The 15,549-nt window shown below is 70.2% G+C and carries 16 protein-coding genes; 8 read left to right on the forward strand and 8 right to left on the reverse strand.

Translation table 11 applies throughout. From position 1 onward, the window contains the following. Positions 1-31: 31 nt before the first annotated feature. The 4 genes from DMP23_RS46330 to DMP23_RS46345 form a co-directional block, all read right to left on the reverse strand. Entirely contained in the window at positions 32-2,332 is a 2,301-nt protein-coding gene (locus tag DMP23_RS46330) for an FtsX-like permease family protein (RefSeq protein WP_337825060.1), read from the reverse strand. Then, positions 2,329-3,018, reverse strand: a complete 690-nt coding sequence (locus DMP23_RS46335; protein WP_134662416.1) for an ABC transporter ATP-binding protein — start codon at positions 3,016-3,018, stop codon at positions 2,329-2,331. Before DMP23_RS46335 ends, DMP23_RS46330 begins: the two co-directional genes overlap by 4 nt. After that, positions 3,018-3,539, reverse strand: a complete 522-nt coding sequence (locus DMP23_RS46340) for a PadR family transcriptional regulator (RefSeq protein WP_037813352.1) — start codon at positions 3,537-3,539, stop codon at positions 3,018-3,020. Before DMP23_RS46340 ends, DMP23_RS46335 begins: the two co-directional genes overlap by 1 nt. Positions 3,540-3,976: 437 nt before the next feature. Then, entirely contained in the window at positions 3,977-4,849 is an 873-nt protein-coding gene (locus tag DMP23_RS46345; protein WP_051172918.1) for a MurR/RpiR family transcriptional regulator, read from the reverse strand. Positions 4,850-4,943: 94 nt separating this feature from the next. Here DMP23_RS46345 and DMP23_RS46350 point away from each other — a divergent pair, with 94 nt between their 5' ends. From DMP23_RS46350 to DMP23_RS46385, 8 genes are all read left to right on the forward strand, one after another. After that, positions 4,944-5,690 (forward strand): amino acid ABC transporter ATP-binding protein, encoded by a 747-nt coding sequence (locus tag DMP23_RS46350; protein ID WP_337825061.1) that lies wholly within the window; start codon positions 4,944-4,946, stop codon positions 5,688-5,690. A gap of 14 nt (positions 5,691-5,704) precedes the next feature. Beyond that, positions 5,705-6,625 (forward strand): transporter substrate-binding domain-containing protein, encoded by a 921-nt coding sequence (locus DMP23_RS46355; RefSeq protein ID WP_051172920.1) that lies wholly within the window; start codon positions 5,705-5,707, stop codon positions 6,623-6,625. 13 nt (positions 6,626-6,638) lie between these two features. Further along, positions 6,639-7,277, forward strand: coding sequence for an amino acid ABC transporter permease (locus DMP23_RS46360; protein ID WP_051729800.1), 639 nt, complete (start codon positions 6,639-6,641; stop codon positions 7,275-7,277). After that, positions 7,274-8,086: an amino acid ABC transporter permease gene (locus DMP23_RS46365; RefSeq protein ID WP_337825062.1), complete on the forward strand. Its 813-nt coding sequence runs from the start codon at positions 7,274-7,276 to the stop codon at positions 8,084-8,086. The genes DMP23_RS46360 and DMP23_RS46365 overlap by 4 nt, the downstream gene beginning before the upstream one ends. After that, positions 8,083-9,549 carry a serine hydrolase domain-containing protein gene (locus tag DMP23_RS46370; protein ID WP_337825063.1) on the forward strand — a complete coding sequence of 489 codons (1,467 nt, stop codon included), beginning with the start codon at positions 8,083-8,085 and terminating at the stop codon, positions 9,547-9,549. Before DMP23_RS46365 ends, DMP23_RS46370 begins: the two co-directional genes overlap by 4 nt. A gap of 18 nt (positions 9,550-9,567) precedes the next feature. Beyond that, entirely contained in the window at positions 9,568-10,560 is a 993-nt protein-coding gene (locus DMP23_RS46375; RefSeq protein ID WP_337825064.1) for an AraC family transcriptional regulator, read from the forward strand. Positions 10,561-10,627: 67 nt separating this feature from the next. Beyond that, positions 10,628-11,053 (forward strand): nuclear transport factor 2 family protein, encoded by a 426-nt coding sequence (locus tag DMP23_RS46380; protein ID WP_337825065.1) that lies wholly within the window; start codon positions 10,628-10,630, stop codon positions 11,051-11,053. Further along, entirely contained in the window at positions 11,050-11,787 is a 738-nt protein-coding gene (locus tag DMP23_RS46385; RefSeq protein ID WP_337825066.1) for an alpha/beta fold hydrolase, read from the forward strand. Before DMP23_RS46380 ends, DMP23_RS46385 begins: the two co-directional genes overlap by 4 nt. A 28-nt stretch (positions 11,788-11,815) precedes the next feature. Here DMP23_RS46385 and DMP23_RS46390 read toward each other — a convergent pair whose 3' ends face one another. Genes DMP23_RS46390 through DMP23_RS46405 form a run of 4 tightly spaced genes read right to left on the reverse strand, consistent with a single transcriptional unit; the run spans position 11,816 to position 15,454 of the window. After that, positions 11,816-12,583 (reverse strand): amino acid ABC transporter ATP-binding protein, encoded by a 768-nt coding sequence (locus DMP23_RS46390; RefSeq protein ID WP_037820149.1) that lies wholly within the window; start codon positions 12,581-12,583, stop codon positions 11,816-11,818. Beyond that, positions 12,580-13,473, reverse strand: a complete 894-nt coding sequence (locus tag DMP23_RS46395) for an amino acid ABC transporter permease (RefSeq protein WP_037820147.1) — start codon at positions 13,471-13,473, stop codon at positions 12,580-12,582. Before DMP23_RS46395 ends, DMP23_RS46390 begins: the two co-directional genes overlap by 4 nt. A gap of 57 nt (positions 13,474-13,530) precedes the next feature. Beyond that, complete coding sequence (locus tag DMP23_RS46400; protein WP_238607035.1) at positions 13,531-14,499, reverse strand: aldo/keto reductase; 969 nt, start codon at positions 14,497-14,499, stop codon at positions 13,531-13,533. A 31-nt stretch (positions 14,500-14,530) separates the two neighbouring features. Next, the gene (locus DMP23_RS46405; protein ID WP_337825067.1) at positions 14,531-15,454 is read right to left on the reverse strand and encodes an ABC transporter substrate-binding protein; all 924 of its coding nucleotides are present in this window, start codon (positions 15,452-15,454) and stop codon (positions 14,531-14,533) included. Positions 15,455-15,549 lie beyond the last annotated feature (95 nt).

The following is a 15,549-nucleotide window of genomic DNA, read 5'->3' on the forward strand; positions in this document are numbered from 1 at the left end:
GCCCTTCACGGACCACCCCACACCCCCGGGGTTATTCCGAGCGGAGCGTGTCCAGCCTCGTCACCTGGCGCAGCAGCGGCAGCGTCAACGCCGTCACCAGCAGCACCGCGGCGACCGCGGCTCCGGCCAGTCCGGCCAGGACCCCGCCGTCCACCATCATCGGCATTTTCGCCAGCCGCAGGATCGGCGCGGTCAGGCCGAGCCCGGCTCCGACGGCCAGCACCACCCCGACGACCACCGGAACCGCGGTCTGCCACAGGGACCCCCTGGCCAGCACCCCGATCGGCACGCCCGCCGCGGACAGCGCCGCGAGCGGGCGGCGGCGTTCGCTGATCTGCTCGATCGACAGCATCAGCAGGCTCATCGCCGCCACCGCCAGCACGAACAGCGACGCGGTCAGCAGCACCGCGCGGAAACTCGCGACCATCCGCTCGTCGCGGCCGGCGTAGTCGGACATGAAGTCCGTCTTGCCGACCTCGGCCTTCCACGCCAGCGGGCGCACCGCGGTCGCGACCTGGTCGATCAGGGCGTCGACGCCGCCGGCGCCCGACACGAACAGTTCCGTCCGCTCGACCGGCAGCTGGACGTCGCCGAACGCGCCGGGCGTGACCAGCAGCTCGCTGGCCGACGCCTTCGCGGTGTTGCTCGCGGGCACCACCCGGACGTTGCCCGGGACTGTCCACATCGGACCCTCGACCTTGTTGCCGTTGCGGTAGCCGGTCAGCCGGTACTCCCCCTTGGGCACGGGCTGGGCCGACGAACCGGTCACATAGAAAGCGTCCCCGTCGGCGCAGTCTCCGATGTTCGCCTGCGTTTTCAGCGCGACGCAGTCCCCGACAGTGCCGTAGACCTGGTTCTCGCCGGATCCCTGCAGCTGCAGGGAGCGGGCGCTGTGCACGCCGGTCACCCCGGGCGCCCCGGACAGCCGCTGCCGGACCTCCGCCTCGTGCGCACTCGTCGTGTCCACCCGCACCGGCGCGGCCGCGACGCCGGCCGGCGTCTCGTACGACCGCGAGTTGCGGCTGGTCATCGACGTGAGCACGCCCTGGATCAGGATCGTCCCGGCGAGCACGACGACGAGCCCGGACACCACCCGGCTCGCGGTGCCGCTGTCGAGCTGCAGCCTGCGCACCGCGAGCTGCCACGACGGCGGGCCGCCCTGCAGCCGTTCCACGATCCGCTCCACCAGCCACGGCAGCAGCGCCGCGACGCCGACGAGCAGGAACACGCTGCCCACCGCGAGCGCCATCGCCGCGGCCTGGTCACCCGACCCCGGCGAGACGACGAGCGTCCCGAGCAGGAACACCACGCCGATCCCGGTGATCGTCCAGCGCCACCACATCCGGCGTCGCACCGGTTTGCCCTGCCGGACCACGCCGAGCGGTTCGACGATCGTCCGGCGCAGCCCGAACAGCGCCGAGCCGACCGCGAGACCGGGCACCAGCAGCACGATCACCAGCAGCGCCACCCACGACGGCGTGAAATCGTCCGCGAAGACGCGGAGGCCGAACGGGAGCCAGTCCCCGATGAACGGCCGCAGCGCGTAGAACAGCGCACCGCCCGCCACGAGCCCGATCACCGCGCCGACCAGCGATTCCGCCGCCGCGACCCGTTTGATCTGCCGGGCGTCCACCCCGATCAGCCGCAGCGCGGCGAGCCGCCGTTCCCGTTGCGCCGCGCCCATCCGCGACGCGGTGGTCACGAAGATCAGCAACGGCAGCAGCAGCACCGCGGCGATCGGCGCGATGACCATCCACATCACCAACGGCAGGGTGAACCCTTCCGGAGGCTTGCCGTAGGAGTAGACGCTGGTGGCGTTTTCCCCTTCCGCCTTGATCTCCGCGGCGGTCGACCCGTAGTACGCCGTCAGGTCGGCCGCGTCGCTGACGCCCGGTTCCCCGATCTGGCCGGCCACGTTCCCCGGCAGCCGCGCCTTGATCGACGCGCCTTCAGCCGAGTTCAGCTTCTCCGCCAGCGCGGGCGACACGATCACCTCGCCCGGCGCGGGCAGCCGGGAAAGCCCCGGCGGCACCGGCGAATTCTCCCCGGTCGCCGCGACCGCGGTCAGCTGGAGGAAGTCCTCGCCGACCGACGGGTACCAGCGGTAGGTCGCCAGCGGCGCGATCCCCTCGCGCGGCGTCGTGTCCTGCTTGATCGCCGCCGCCCGGTCCGCCCGCGCGTTCACCAGGTGGCTCACCGAGGCGGCGGGCAGGAGCACGGCGACCGCGAGCGCAATCCCGAACGCGGTCATCGCGAGCCGCAGGAGCGCCGAGCCGGACATCCGGCCGCCCCCGACGGCCAGCCGGAGTCCCAGCAGCAGATCCCGCATCATGCGACCAGCTCCCGGTCGACCGTGCGCCCGTCCCGGACCACGATCTCGCGGTCGGAGTACGCCGCGACCCGCGGTTCGTGCGTCACCAGCACCACCGCGGCGTGCGTTTCCCGCGCCGCCTGGGTGAGCATCTGCATGACCTTCTCGCCGTTGAGCGAGTCGAGCGCACCGGTCGGCTCGTCGGCGAAGACGACCTTCGGCCCGGTCACCAGCGCCCGCGCCACCGCGACCCGCTGCGCCTGCCCGCCGGACACGTCGCCCGGACGCCGCTTCGCCAGGTTGTCGACCTCGAGCCGGGCCAGCCATTCCTTCGCCTTCGCCTCGGCGGGCCCCCGCTTCGCCCCGGTCAGCCGCAGCGGAAGCGCGACGTTCTCCAGGCAGGTCAGCTCGGGAACAAGCTGGCCGAACTGGAACACGAAGCCGAATTCGGTGCGCCGCAACGCGCTCCGGCCCTTGTCGTCCATCGCGACGAGGTCCTGGCCGCCGTAGTGGATGGTCCCCGCATCCGGCCGGACGATCCCGGCGAGACAGTGCAGCAGCGTCGATTTCCCCGACCCCGACGCGCCCATGATCGCGAGCACTTCCCCCGCCGCGACGGCCAGCGCCGCCCCGTCGAGCGCCCGCGTCTGGCCGAACGATTTGTGCAGCCCGCTGCCCGCGAGCAGCGCGGTTCCCGGCCTGGTCATCAGCGCACCGCTTTCTCGAGTTCGCCGAGCCGGGCCGCGGTGAGCTCGAGCCACCGCAGATCCGCCTCGAGGTGGAAGAGCGCGTGGTCGCAGATCAGCTGATCGGCGAGGTCGCCCTCGTACTTGCGTTTCGTGAGCGAGCGCATCACCTTGAGGTGCTCGCTGCGCTGGACGTCGAGCACGTCGGTGGCGTCGCGCCCGGACAGCAGCGCCAGGACCACTTTCGTGTACAGCGTGTTCTGCAGGTACGGCTCCGGGCTCTCCGGAGTGCTCAGCCACTGCTCGACGTCGGTGATCCCGGCGTCGGTGATCGTGTAGCGCTTCCGTTCCGGCCCGTCGCCGCTCTCGACCCCCGCGACCTCGACCATGCCGTTGCGCAGCAAGCGCGACAGCGTCGAGTAGACCTGGCCGTACGCGAGCGGGCGGTCCTGCCCGAACTGCTCGTCGTACGCCCGTTTCAGGTCGTACCCGTGTCTCGGCCCCGACTCGAGCAACCCGAGCAAGGTATGTGAAACCGACATTCCCCTGTTCCTCCCTTGACCCCGGAATCCCGGGGGTGAAGATCACTATACAACACCGGTATACGCACCGTGTATACCACCGCAGAATAGTGCGTTTTAGCAGGTCAGGACTCGCTGCCGCCGGGCGACACGGCGGGCGGCGGGCGGCGGGCGGCGGGCAGCGGGCGGCGGGCGGCGGGGCGGAGCTTGCCGCGGCTGGCCAGGGGTCGTGAGGGTTATGCCGGTTAGAGCGGACACCGGGCTGGCTGGCTACGGTGGCGAGCGCCCCAATGCGGCATTGGGTGCATCTGACGCACCCAATGCCACATTGGGGCGCAAGACCGCACAACCCGAAGCCCCAGAGCACCACGACCTCGTGAGGCGGGCGGGCAACGGCCGGTCGGCCGACCTCGTGAGGGGCGATCGCGGAGAGAACCGCGATCGCCGCCCGGCGAGCGCTACTTCCGCTCGCCGAGGTCCGCGCGGAGCCGGGTCAGCAGGTCCGCGGCCGTCTTCGCGCGGTCCGGCTCCCGGCCCGCGATGGTGTGCGCGAGGATGTCGGTCACGATCGAGGCAGTCAGGGTCTCGCCGGTGAACTTCGTCGGGGAATCCGGCGCCGGCAGCACGACGCGGACCCGGGATTCGAGGTCCGCGGACAGCTGGCTCGTCACGAGCACTACCGGCGCGCCGACCTCCTCCGCGTAGCGCAGGATCAGCTCGACGTCGCGGTTCTGCCGGGCCGGGACGTACACCAGCACCGCGTCGTCGGCGCTCAGCGGGAGCATCGCGTCCGCGAGCCGGAAGCCGGTGTCGTCGCAGTGCCGCGTGACCAGCCCGCGGCGGGCGAGCCGGAACGCGGCGTACTCGGCGCAGACCGACGAGAGCCCGAGCCCCCAGGTGAACACCATCCTGGCGGCGAGCAGCAGCCGCGCCGCCTCCTCGACCGCTTCCGGCGCGAGCTGGCGCTGCATTTCCTGCAGCCGCTCGGCGCTGTCGGCCATCACCCGGTCGATCTGGCGCGAACCGGTCGACCCGAGGTTCTCCATCGCCGCGCTCAGCCGGACGGTCGGCTCGGTGCGCGCGGTGAACGTCTGGCCGAGGTGGCGTTTCAGCTCCGGCAGCCCCGAATAGCCGAGCGCCTTCGCGGTGCGGACCACGGTCGCGTCGCTGGTCCCGGCCGCCGCGCCGAGGTCGCCCGCCGACGAGAACAGCACCTCGTTCGGATTGGCCAGCATGAACCGGGCGACCTGGCGTTCCGCCGGCTTGAGGTCGTCGAGCCGGGCGCGGACGTGGTCGTCGAAGTGGTCGCCGCCGAGATAGGTAGTGGACATGACACCCTTGACTGGACGTAGTGGCTACTACAAGATGCCGGAGGGTTCTCCGTTGTGTAGTGAACCCTACCCGCCGGCTCGACGAGGAGCACTCATGAGCACAGATCAGCCCCTGGTACGGCTGCGCGGCGTCGGCAAGTCGTTCGGATCGGCCCGGGTGCTGACCGGGATCGACCTCGACGTCCGGCGCGGCGAGGTCGTCGTGGTCATCGGCCCGTCCGGGTCCGGGAAATCGACGCTGTGCCGCTGCGTCAACCGGCTGGAGACCGCGGACGAGGGCTCGATCGAGATCGACGGCCGCCCGCTGCCCGCCGAGGGCGCGGACCTCGCCCGCCTGCGCGCCGACGTCGGCATGGTGTTCCAGTCCTTCAATCTCTTCGCGCACAAAACCGTGCGGGACAACGTGATGCTCGGCCCGGTCCGCGTGCGCGGGCTCAGCCGCGACGACGCGCGGAAACGGGCCGACGAGCTGCTGGAGCGGGTGGGCGTCGGCGCGCACGGCGACAAGTACCCGGCGCAGTTGTCCGGCGGTCAGCAGCAGCGGGTCGCGATCGCCCGCGCGCTGGCGATGGAGCCGCGCGTGCTGCTGTTCGACGAACCGACCAGCGCGCTCGACCCGGAGATGATCCACGAGGTGCTCGACGTGATGACCGCGCTCGCCGCCGACGGCATGACGATGATCGTGGTCACCCACGAGATGGGTTTCGCCCGCAAGGCCGCCGACCGCGTCGTCTTCATGGCCGACGGCCGGATCGCCGAATCCGCCGCGCCGGACGTCTTCTTCGGCTCGCCGCAGACCGAACGCGCCCGCGATTTCCTCGCCCGCGTGCTCAGCCACTGAGCCTGGAGGCCCCCGTGTCCGCTCCCCTCACCCGCCGGGCCGCGCTGCTCGCCGCCGGCACCGTCCCGTTGCTCGCCTCGTGCAGCGGCGGAACCACCCGCACAGCAGGCAATCCTGCGTACGCCACGCTCGACCAGGCCGACGCCGTCGCGCGCGGTCCGGTCGGCGTCGACCTGCCGGAAACGCCGACGCTGCGCCGGATCCGCGACCAAGGCGTCCTGCGGCAGTCCGCTTCGGTGACCACCCCCGGGTTCGGCATGATGAACCCGGCGACCGGCAAGATCACCGGCTTCGACATCGGAATCGCCCAGCTGCTGGCCAAATACCTGCTCGGCACGCCCGAGGTGGACAGCATCACCGGCGGCGCCGACACACGCGAAGCGATCCTGCAGAACCGATCCGTCGACGTCGCCGTCTGTACTTACACGATCAGCAAAAGCCGGGCGCGGCTCGTCTCGTTCGCCGGGCCGTACTACCTCGCGCGCTCCGGCATCGTCACCGCCGCGGACGGTCCGCAGGTCACGGCCGTGCGCGAGCTGGCTGGGAAAGACGTCGCGGTACAGCCCGGCGCGGCGCAGGAAGCGCTGCGAAAGGCGTGTCCGCAGGCGCGTGCGGTGGTGTTCGAGGAGTCGAGCCAGTGCGCCGCCGCGGTCCGGCAGGGCCGGGTCCAAGCGTGGTCGGCGAACACCGCGATCCTGCTGGGCAAAGCGGCGGTCGACGCGCGGCTGCGGATGACGCCCGCGACGTACGGCAGCAGCCCGTTCGGCATCGGGCTGCCGAAGGACGATCCGGCGTTCAAGGAGATCGTCGTCGGGTTCCTGCGGCGCATCGCCGCCGACGGGAGCTGGCGGCGGCTGTGGGAGCAGACCGTCGGCCCGCTCGTGTCCGGTCCCGCCCCCGAGCCGCCCGTGCCCGGCTCCGTCCCCGGCTCCTGAAGGGAGATCACCCGTGCTTTCCGGTCACGCCGGGGAAATCCTCGGCGGTTTCACCACCACTTTGCTGCTCACCGCGTGCGCCTTCCCGCTCGCGCTCGTCCTCGGCTGCGTTGTCGCGATCTGCCGGATCAGCCCGGTCCGGCCGCTGCGCGCCGCCGGCCGGCTGTATGTCGACCTCGTCCGCAATTCGCCGCTGCTGCTGATCGCCGTGCTGCTCATCTTCGGGCTGCCCGACGCCGGTGTGCTGATTCCGTTGTTCTGGTGCCTCGTGCTCGCGCTGGGCGTCTACTTCGGCGCGTACGTCTGCGAAACCGTCCGTTCGGGCATCCGCGCGGTGGATCGCGGGCAGGTCGAGGCGGCCAGGGCGATCGGGCTGCCGTTCCGCCGGGTCGTGCTCGATGTCCTGCTGCCGCAAGCGTTCCGCGCGATGGTGCAGCCGCTGGGCACGATCCTGATCAACGTCGCGCTCGGGTCGGCGCTCGGCGCGGCCGTCGGCGTGGACGAACTGACCCTCGAAACCCGCTCCTTCAACCTCGAGACCGCCGAACCGATCCTGGCCTTCGCCGTCGCGGCCTGCGGTTATCTCGTGATCAACCTGGCGGTCAGCGGGGTCGTGCGGCTCGTCGAGCGAAAGGTCCGGGTGCTCCGGTGAACGACGACATCCTCTTCGACGCACTCGGCCCGAAAGCCAAGGCCCGGTTGCGAACCGTGTCCATCCTTTGTGGACTCGTGCTGCTCGGACTGCTGGCCCTCGTCCTCGTCAAACTCGGTGCCTCCGGCCAGCTCGACCCGGCCCGCTGGGCGATCCTCGTCGACGGCGCGATGCTGCGGTTCCTGGTGCAGGGCTTGGCGATGACGCTGCTGGTCGGCCTGGTGTCCACGGTGCTGTCGGTCGCGGTCGGCGTGCTGCTCGCGCTCGGCAGGCTGAGCCGGAAGCGGTGGCTGAGCTGGCCGTCCGCCGCGGTCATCGAGTTCTTCCGCGCGATGCCGCTGCTGCTGATCCTGTTCTTCTTCATGTTCGGGCTGCCGATCCTCGGCGTCCGGGTGCCGATCTTCTGGCAGCTGGTGCTGGCGATCGTCGCGCACGCCGGGGCGATCTTCGCCGAGATCGTGCGGGCCGGGATCCTCGCCGTGGGCCGCGGCCAGAGCGAGGCCGGGCACGCGATCGGCCTGCGGCACTGGGAGGTCATGACGTTCGTCGTGCTCCCGCAGGCGGCCCGCGCGCTCGCGCCCGCGCTGATCAGCCAGACCGTGCGGGTGATCAAGGAATCCAGCCTCGGCTACGTCGTCGGCATCGCCGAACTGCTCAACAACGGCAAGGTGCTCGGCGAGTTCAGCGGCGACTTCATCCAGGCCTACGTCGGGGCCGGGCTGCTCTACATCGTCGTCAACATCGCCCTCTCGCGCGTCGCCGAACGGCTCGCGAACCGCAAGAAAACACTCGTCCAGGAGCCTTCGTGACCTTCCCCTCCGCCGCCCCGTCCGACGCGGGCCTCGACGCCCAGCGCGTGCGCGGCTTCCTGCACCGGCTGACCGCCGACGGGATCTCGCTCGACAGCCTGCTCGTCTACCGCTCGGGCAAGCTGGCCTTCGAACACTACTGGTGGCCCTACCGCAGCGACCGTCCACACACGACACACTCGGCGACGAAGTCCTTTGTCGGCACCGCAATCGGCCTAGCCCTGGACGAAGGCTTGCTGCGCCTGGACGACCGTCTGGCTACGTTCTTCCCGGAACTCGTCCCGCCCGACGCGTCGGAGCACCTGCGCGCCATCACCGTCGAAGACCTGCTGACCATGCGAACCGGCCACCGCGTCGGCCTGTCCGGCAAAACCTGGCGGCTGCTGAAAACCAGCTGGGTGCGGGAATACCTGCGCACCCCCGTGGATCTGCCGCCGGGCAAGACGTTCACCTACTCCAGCGCGACGTCGCACATGCTGTCCGCCATCGTGCAACGGGCATCAGGATTGTCCGTCTACGACTACCTGCAGCCACGACTGTTCGAGCCGCTCGGTTTCACCGGACACACCTGGGACACCGACCCGGAAGGCATCTGCTCCGGCGGAAACGGCTTGAGCCTGCGCAGCATCGACTTCCTGAAATGGGGCGTCCTGCACCTGCACGACGGCCTCTGGCAAGGCGACCGGATCCTGCCCGCCGGATGGGTGCGCGAGGCCACCGCGTGGCACGTGCAGAACGCCGACGCCGGAAGCTGGAACGGCACCGAATTCGTCCCGTCCGCCTCCGCCGGAGACGAACGCCCGGAGGGTTACGGATACCAACTGTGGCTCGACGCCGACGGCGGATACCGGGCCTCCGGAATGTTCGGCCAGGACGTCTTCGTACTCCCCCAATACGACGCCGTTGTCGCCACGACAGGCAGCATCACGCACGGCAAGCACCGCCTGTTGTCCGGTCTGGTGCATGACCTGCTGGTGCCCGCCTTTACCGGCACTCCTTCCCCGGCGGCTGATGCTTCGTTGGCTGCCGAACTCGCTGTTGCTGCTCCCGCGCTTTCGCCGACCACCGTCGAATTGGACGGCCAGCGGTACGAATGCGAGTCCAATGATGACGGACTATCCGCTATCACGTTCACTGTGGACGGTGATGTCCTTGTGGTGACTTTGGACGACGATCGCGGTCGCCACTCCGTCCGTTGTGGACTGTCCACGTGGGTCGAGTCAGATACCGGAGTTACCACCTGGCAACTGCACCACTCGTATCAGGCCGAATCGACGCGTGTCCTCGCTGCCGCGCAGTGGAGTTCCCCGGGGGTACTGGCGCTGGAGTGGTACTTCGTGGAATCACCGTTCCACGACACGATCACCATCGAGTTCGGTGACGGTCAGTTGCGGTGGCACCGTCGGACCAATGTGAACAGTGGACCTACGGAGCGTCCGGTGGTTACCGCCAAGCTCGTCTGACGGCGTACGATCCCGCGGATGAGCCGGGTGGCCGGGATCGCCGGACTCGTGCGGATGCGCGGGCGACCGATGGTGAGCGCCGCCGACGACGTGGACGAGGTCGTCGGCGCGTGCAGCATCGCCCTGCGTCCGCACGCGTTGCTGGTGCGCGATCGCAGGCTGTCCGCGCGGCTCGATCACCTCGCCGCCGGCTCGGTTTCGGTGAACCGGCTGCGGTACGGCGCGGCTGTGCGCATCTCGGAACTGGCTCCCGAACAGGACGAATTCCTGCTTTCGCTGCCGGTGAGCGGCCGGGCGCGGTTCGCTTACGGCACCACGAGCGCGGTGCTGCGGCCGGGGGCGGCGTCGGTGGTGAATCCGTACCGCTCGTTCCAGCTCGACTTCGACGACGCGTTCGACCAGGTCGTGCTGCGCCTCGACCGGCCGCTGGTCGAGCGGACCGCCGCCCTGCTCGCCGGGACGCCCGGCACGGTCGCGGTGCAGTTCGACCTCCGGGCGGACACTGTCTCCCCCGGCGTGCTGGCGCTGGTCGAAGCGGCGATCCACCTTTCCGCCGAGGGCGCGCGGCCCGGGCATCTCGAGGCGCTGCTGGCCGAGGCCCTGTTGCTCGGCCACCCGAACACCCTCAGCGAAACCCTTGCCGCCGAGACGAAAGCTCCCTCGTCGGCGCGGGTCCGGCGCGCGATGGACTACCTGCTGGCGCACCTGCCGGAGTCGTTTTCGATGGCCGAAGTGGCCCGGCATTGCGGAGTGTCCCTACGCAGCCTGCAGATCGGCTTCCGCCGCGAAACCGGCCGGACCCTCAGCGAATGGCTCCGCGAACAGCGTCTCGACCGCGCCCGCGCGCTGCTGGCCGCGGCGGATCCCGCCGGCGCCACGGTGACCGCGACCGCGCTCGCTTGCGGCTTCGTGCATCTCGGTGATTTCGCCGCCCAGTTCAAACGCCGGTTCGGCGAATCGCCGTCCGCCGTATTGCGCGAAACCGACGACGGCAGTTCGCGCAGGCGATAGTCCTGGCACGGCGGGCCGCGCAGACTCTGCGCAACGCAAGTCCGCGCTGCCAAAGGAGAACGCCGTCATGCCACTATCCACTGAGGACAAGCTCGCGATCGTCGAGCTCTCGAACGCCCAGATGCGCGCCCTCGACAACCACGACGTCGACGGGTGGGTCGATGCCTGGATCCCGGACGGGCAGTTCGTTTCCACCTACGGCACCTTCACCGGCCGCGCCGAGCGGGTCGAGTTCATCGAGGGCCACATCGCGGCGGGCAAGGAGGACGGTGCCCGCCACCTGCTGACGAACTACGTCGTGACCGGCGAAGCCGACCGCGCGACCGTCACCTGCCTGGTCACCAAACTGCAGGTCGAAGCACCGCCGTTCGTCATCGCCACCGGCGTCTACCAGGATGTCGTGGTCCGCACCGCCGACGGCTGGCGTTTCGAATCCCGCCGCCTCGACATCGACCGCGGCGTCTTCGCCCGGGCCGAGGCGGCCGCGCGATGACCGGCTTGGCTGTCGAACGGTGGGGAGAATCCGGCCCGCCGATCGTGATGGTGCACGGCAGCCTGAATTCGGCCGCCGCCGCGTTCAGCGAGCAAAAGGTGCTTGCCGACCGGTTCCGGATCATCGCGCCGTACCGCCGGGGATACCGGCCCAGCCCGCCGACCGACCGGATCGACCCGGACCGCGACGCCGCCGACGTCGCCGAACTCTTGGGCGACGGAGCGCATCTGCTCGGCACGTCGATGGGCGGAGTGGTGGCCATGCGGGCCGCCGCGCTCGCGCCGGGCAAAGTCTGGTCGCTGACCGTGGTCGAACCGCCCGCCCTGCCGAACGGTGCCGGCCGCCCCGCCGCCGACCTGCTCGCCGACGCCCTTCGAAACTGCTGGGCGGCTGCCGAAGACAGCGAGCCGGCGACGTTCGTGGCCCGGTTCCTGCGGGTGTTGAACGTCGATCTGCCGTTGCCGTCGCCGCTTCCGCCCCCGTTGCTGGAGGCCGCCCGCAATCTGATGACGGAACGGCCTTGGGAAACGGGTGTCCCCGCGGAGGCGCTGGCCCGCGCGTCGTTCCCGAAACTGGTGGTGACCGGCGGCGGCACTCCGGGATTCGAGGCAGTCGCCGACGCCCTGGCGGAAGCATTGCCCGCGAAGCGGGTGCTGTTCCCCGGCAGCCCGCACGCGGTGCAGCGGATCGGGCAACGGTTCAACGACGAGTTCCTGGCTCACCTGAGCCGTTGAGACGAGGGAGGGCCGGCCCGGCCCTCCCTCAGGCCCGCTCCCCCAGCGACCGCACGAACGCCTGCGTCGTCCGGTGTTTCGGCGCTCCCAAAACCTCCTCCGGTGTGCCGAGTTCGACTATCGTCCCGCCGTCCATCACCGCCACGCGGTCCGACACCTGCCGGGCGAAGCCGATCTCGTGGGTCACCACGATCATCGTCATCGTCCGTTCCGCGAGCCGCCGCATGACGCCGAGGACTTCGCCGACCAGCTCCGGATCGAGCGCGGACGTCGGCTCGTCGAACAGCATCACGTCCGGCTCCATCGCCAGCGCCCGCGCGATCGCGACGCGCTGCTGCTGCCCGCCGGACAACTCGCGCGGATACGCCGCGTGCTTCTCCGCCAATCCGACCGACGCCAGCAGCTCGTGCGCCTGCTCGGTGCACGCACTGCGCGGCCGGCGCAGGACCCGGGTGGGCGCTTCCAGGATGTTCTCCAGCACGGTCAGGTGCGGGAACAGGTGAAAGCCCTGGAACACCATCCCGAACCGACGGCGCTGGCGAGCGGCGGCACGGTCGCTGAGCGGGTAGTACGTGTCGCCTTTGCGCGTGTAGCCGATCAGCTCGTCTTCGAGCCGGATCTCGCCGCCGTCCACCGTCTCCAGGTGGTTGACGCAGCGCAGCAGCGTGCTCTTGCCCGAGCCGGACGGGCCGATCAGGCACACCACCTCGCCCTGGCCGACATCGAGGTCCACGCCGCGCAGCACCTCGAGCGGACCGAAGCTCTTGCGCACGCCGGACAGCCGCAGGAACGTCATCGCGAGTTCTCCTTGCCCGGGCGGCCCGCGGTGAACCCGCGGCCGAAACGGCGTTCGAGGTAGCGCTGGCCGATCATCGCGAGGCTGGTCAGCACGAGGTACCACAGGCAGGCGACCAGCAGCAGCGGAATCGTCTGGTAGGTGCGGCCGTAGATGAGCTGCACGGTGGTGAGCAGTTCGGTGTAGCCGACCACCGACACCAGCGAGGTGTTCTTGAACATGGTGACGAGTTCGTTGCTCAGCGGCGGGATGATCACGCGGATCGCTTGCGGCAGAACGACTCTCCGCAGTCGCTGCCGCCCGGTCATCGCGAGTGCGGTCGCGGCTTCCAGTTGTCCCGCCGGCACGGACAGGATCCCGGCGCGGAAGATCTCCGCGCTGTACGCCCCGAGCACCAGCGCGAGCCCGACGACCGCCGCGGAGAACTGCGAGATCAGCCGGTTCGTCGGCACGCTGAGGAACTCCGGGCCGAACGGGATGCCCAGCGACAGTTTCGGCAGCAGCGCGCCGAGGAAGAAGATCAGCAGGAGCAGCACCAGCGCCGGGATGGCGCGGATGAACCAGATGTAGGCGGTCGCGACCCAGCGCAGGACCGGGTCTCCGGACAGCCGCATCAGCGCGACGACGACGCCCACGACCAGCCCGGCCGCGCTGCTGATCAGGGTCAGCAGCACCGTGTTCAGCAGGCCGCGCAGGATGTCGGCCGAGAACAGGTAGCCCCCGACGAGCCGCCAGTCCCAGCGCGGGTTGGTGATCAGGAAATGCGCGAACATCGCGGCCAGCACGAGCGCGACGCCCGCGGTGAGCCAGCGCGCGGGCTGCCGCCGCCGGGCGAACCGGACGCCCGCCGGGGCCTCGACCGGCGCGCGGGTGGAGGTGGGGATCGACATGAGGACTCCTTCGGGACAGCCCGGGCGGCGGCCGTCGCGGGGACGGCCGCCGAGGGGTCAGACAGTGACGAACTCGCCGAGCGTCCGTTCGGTGTGCGGATAGGGCGCGTCGTTCTCGTGCCCCGCGACGCCGAGCCCGGCCAGCGCGGCCACGATCTCCGCGCCGCGTTCGCCCGCCAGCTCGACCGCGCGGACGTTGTCCTCGATCTGCGCGATCCGGGTGGACCCGAACAGCACCGACGCCGTCGCCGGCTGCGCCAGGCAGAACGCGAGCGCGAGCTGCGACGGGCTCGCGTCGAACGAGGCCGCGATCTCCCGCAGCCGCGGCACGAGTTCCTTGATCCGCTCGCGGATGCCGCCGGTGTCGATGCCGATCTTGCGGCCGGGGTCGAGGTTCCCGGCGAGGATCCCGCCCTCCATCGTGTCGGAGGCGTGCAGCGAGATCCCGGTGTCGGCGAACAGCTTCTGGTACTCCGCGCTGTCCACGACGGACCGCCGGGCGACGCTGTACTTGAGCTGGACCAGCTGAGGCGTCGGAATCCCCTTCGCCGCGGCGTGGTCGTAGGCGGTGCGAAGATCGGCGGCCGACCAGTTCAGCGCGCCCCAGCTGCGGGCCCGGCCGCTGGTGACCAGCCCGGCGAGTTCCTCGGCGATCGCCGGGACGTCCATCCCCGGCCGGGGGTGCTCGGTGATGATGACGTCGACGTACTCGGTGCCGAGCCGGACCAGGGACTCGTCGAGCTGTTCGGCCAGCGGCTGGCGCGGATAGTCGAAGTACCACACCTTTTCGGCGATCGCGTAGTCCTCGCGCGGTTTCCCGACGACGTCGAGGATCCGGCCGAGCAGCACCTCGGTATGCGGTTTGTCGCGGTAATAGGCGACGTCGAGGAAATCGATGCCGAGGTCGAACGCGCGCCGGACGAGCGCGACGCCCGCCTCGAACGTCATCCGGCTGTAGGTGTTCCACGACCCGAGCGACAGCGCGGAAACCTCGGGTCCCTCGCGGCCGATGCGGCGGTAATCCATGCGTTTCTCCTTCTTCGGTGGACCGGGCGGCTCAGAACTGGGAACCGTTGACCGCGATCCGGTCGACGGCGATCGAGCCCTGCCCCCATTCGTCGAGGATCTTGCGGTAGGTGCCGTCCTCGACGAGCTTCTGCAGCGCACGCTGCGCTGCGTCGCGCAACTGCTGGTCGTCCTTGCGGAACCCGGCCGCGTACGGCGCGAGCCAGTGCACGCCGTCGCCGGTCAGCTCGAACTGGCCGGGATTCTGTTTGATCAGGTAGTTCGCCGGCGCGATGTCGTTCCACGCCGTTTCGACGCGGTCGCTCTGCAGGGCCAGCACCATCGCCTGCCCGTCGGCGAAGGCGTTGATGTTCACCGCGGGCTTGCCCTTGCCGACGCACTCCTTGCTGACCCGCTGCGCGTCGGTCTCCTCGATCGACCCGCGCCCGATGGCCAGCGACCGGCCGCACAGATCGTCGATTCCCTTGACGCCGTGCGGGTTTCCGGAACGGACCATGAGCGCGGTGCCGCCGCGCAGGAAGTCGACGAAATCCATCGTGCCCTGCCGGGATTTGAAGTCCCCCACCGACATCACGGCGTCGAACCGTCCGGAAAGGACTCCCGGCATCACGTTGCCGCCCTCGGTCCGCACGACCTGCACGTCCAGTCCGAGCAGCTTCGTCCACGCCTTCGTCAGGTCGACCACCACGCCGGTGATCTCGTTGTTGTTCTTGCTGTCGACGAAAGCGAGCGGCGGAACGCTCGCGCTGGTCGCGACGGTGATCGTCTTCTTGTCCCGGTACCGCTGCGGCACCAGCGCGCTGAGACCGGCGTCGACCTGGACCGCGGCCTCCGCGCCGGCCCCTTTCTTCTGCGCGCCTTCCGGTGCGGGCTCCTGCGGAGCGGCACACCCGCTCAACGCCACGAGTGCCGCGCACGCGGCGGCGGCGACGCGCCCTCGGGTTCGGTGTCGCATCGAGACCTCCATTGCTCTCTCGGACGCCGGGAACGCTAGAAGCCGCTCCGGAACATTGTCAAGGCTTTGACGTTCAACCTTTGACAATCTCGGGG

The sequence above is a fragment of the Amycolatopsis sp. A1MSW2902 genome, from assembly GCF_017312175.1.
GTDB lineage: Bacteria > Actinomycetota > Actinomycetes > Mycobacteriales > Pseudonocardiaceae > Amycolatopsis > Amycolatopsis nivea.

What these genes read in the sequence shown, in the direction of transcription:
- DMP23_RS46330 (WP_337825060.1), bottom strand. Translation starts at nt 2,332, where the DNA reads ATGATGCGGGATCTGCTGCTGGGACTCCGGCTGGCCGTCGGGGGCGGC.
- DMP23_RS46335 (WP_134662416.1), bottom strand. Translation starts at nt 3,018, where the DNA reads ATGACCAGGCCGGGAACCGCGCTGCTCGCGGGCAGCGGGCTGCACAAA.
- DMP23_RS46340 (WP_037813352.1), bottom strand. Translation starts at nt 3,539, where the DNA reads ATGTCGGTTTCACATACCTTGCTCGGGTTGCTCGAGTCGGGGCCGAGA.
- DMP23_RS46345 (WP_051172918.1), bottom strand. Translation starts at nt 4,849, where the DNA reads ATGTCCACTACCTATCTCGGCGGCGACCACTTCGACGACCACGTCCGC.
- DMP23_RS46350 (WP_337825061.1), top strand. Translation starts at nt 4,944, where the DNA reads ATGAGCACAGATCAGCCCCTGGTACGGCTGCGCGGCGTCGGCAAGTCG.
- DMP23_RS46375 (WP_337825064.1), top strand. Translation starts at nt 9,568, where the DNA reads ATGAGCCGGGTGGCCGGGATCGCCGGACTCGTGCGGATGCGCGGGCGA.
- DMP23_RS46380 (WP_337825065.1), top strand. Translation starts at nt 10,628, where the DNA reads ATGCCACTATCCACTGAGGACAAGCTCGCGATCGTCGAGCTCTCGAAC.
- DMP23_RS46385 (WP_337825066.1), top strand. Translation starts at nt 11,050, where the DNA reads ATGACCGGCTTGGCTGTCGAACGGTGGGGAGAATCCGGCCCGCCGATC.
- DMP23_RS46390 (WP_037820149.1), bottom strand. Translation starts at nt 12,583, where the DNA reads ATGACGTTCCTGCGGCTGTCCGGCGTGCGCAAGAGCTTCGGTCCGCTC.
- DMP23_RS46395 (WP_037820147.1), bottom strand. Translation starts at nt 13,473, where the DNA reads ATGTCGATCCCCACCTCCACCCGCGCGCCGGTCGAGGCCCCGGCGGGC.
- DMP23_RS46400 (WP_238607035.1), bottom strand. Translation starts at nt 14,499, where the DNA reads ATGGATTACCGCCGCATCGGCCGCGAGGGACCCGAGGTTTCCGCGCTG.
- DMP23_RS46405 (WP_337825067.1), bottom strand. Translation starts at nt 15,454, where the DNA reads ATGCGACACCGAACCCGAGGGCGCGTCGCCGCCGCCGCGTGCGCGGCA.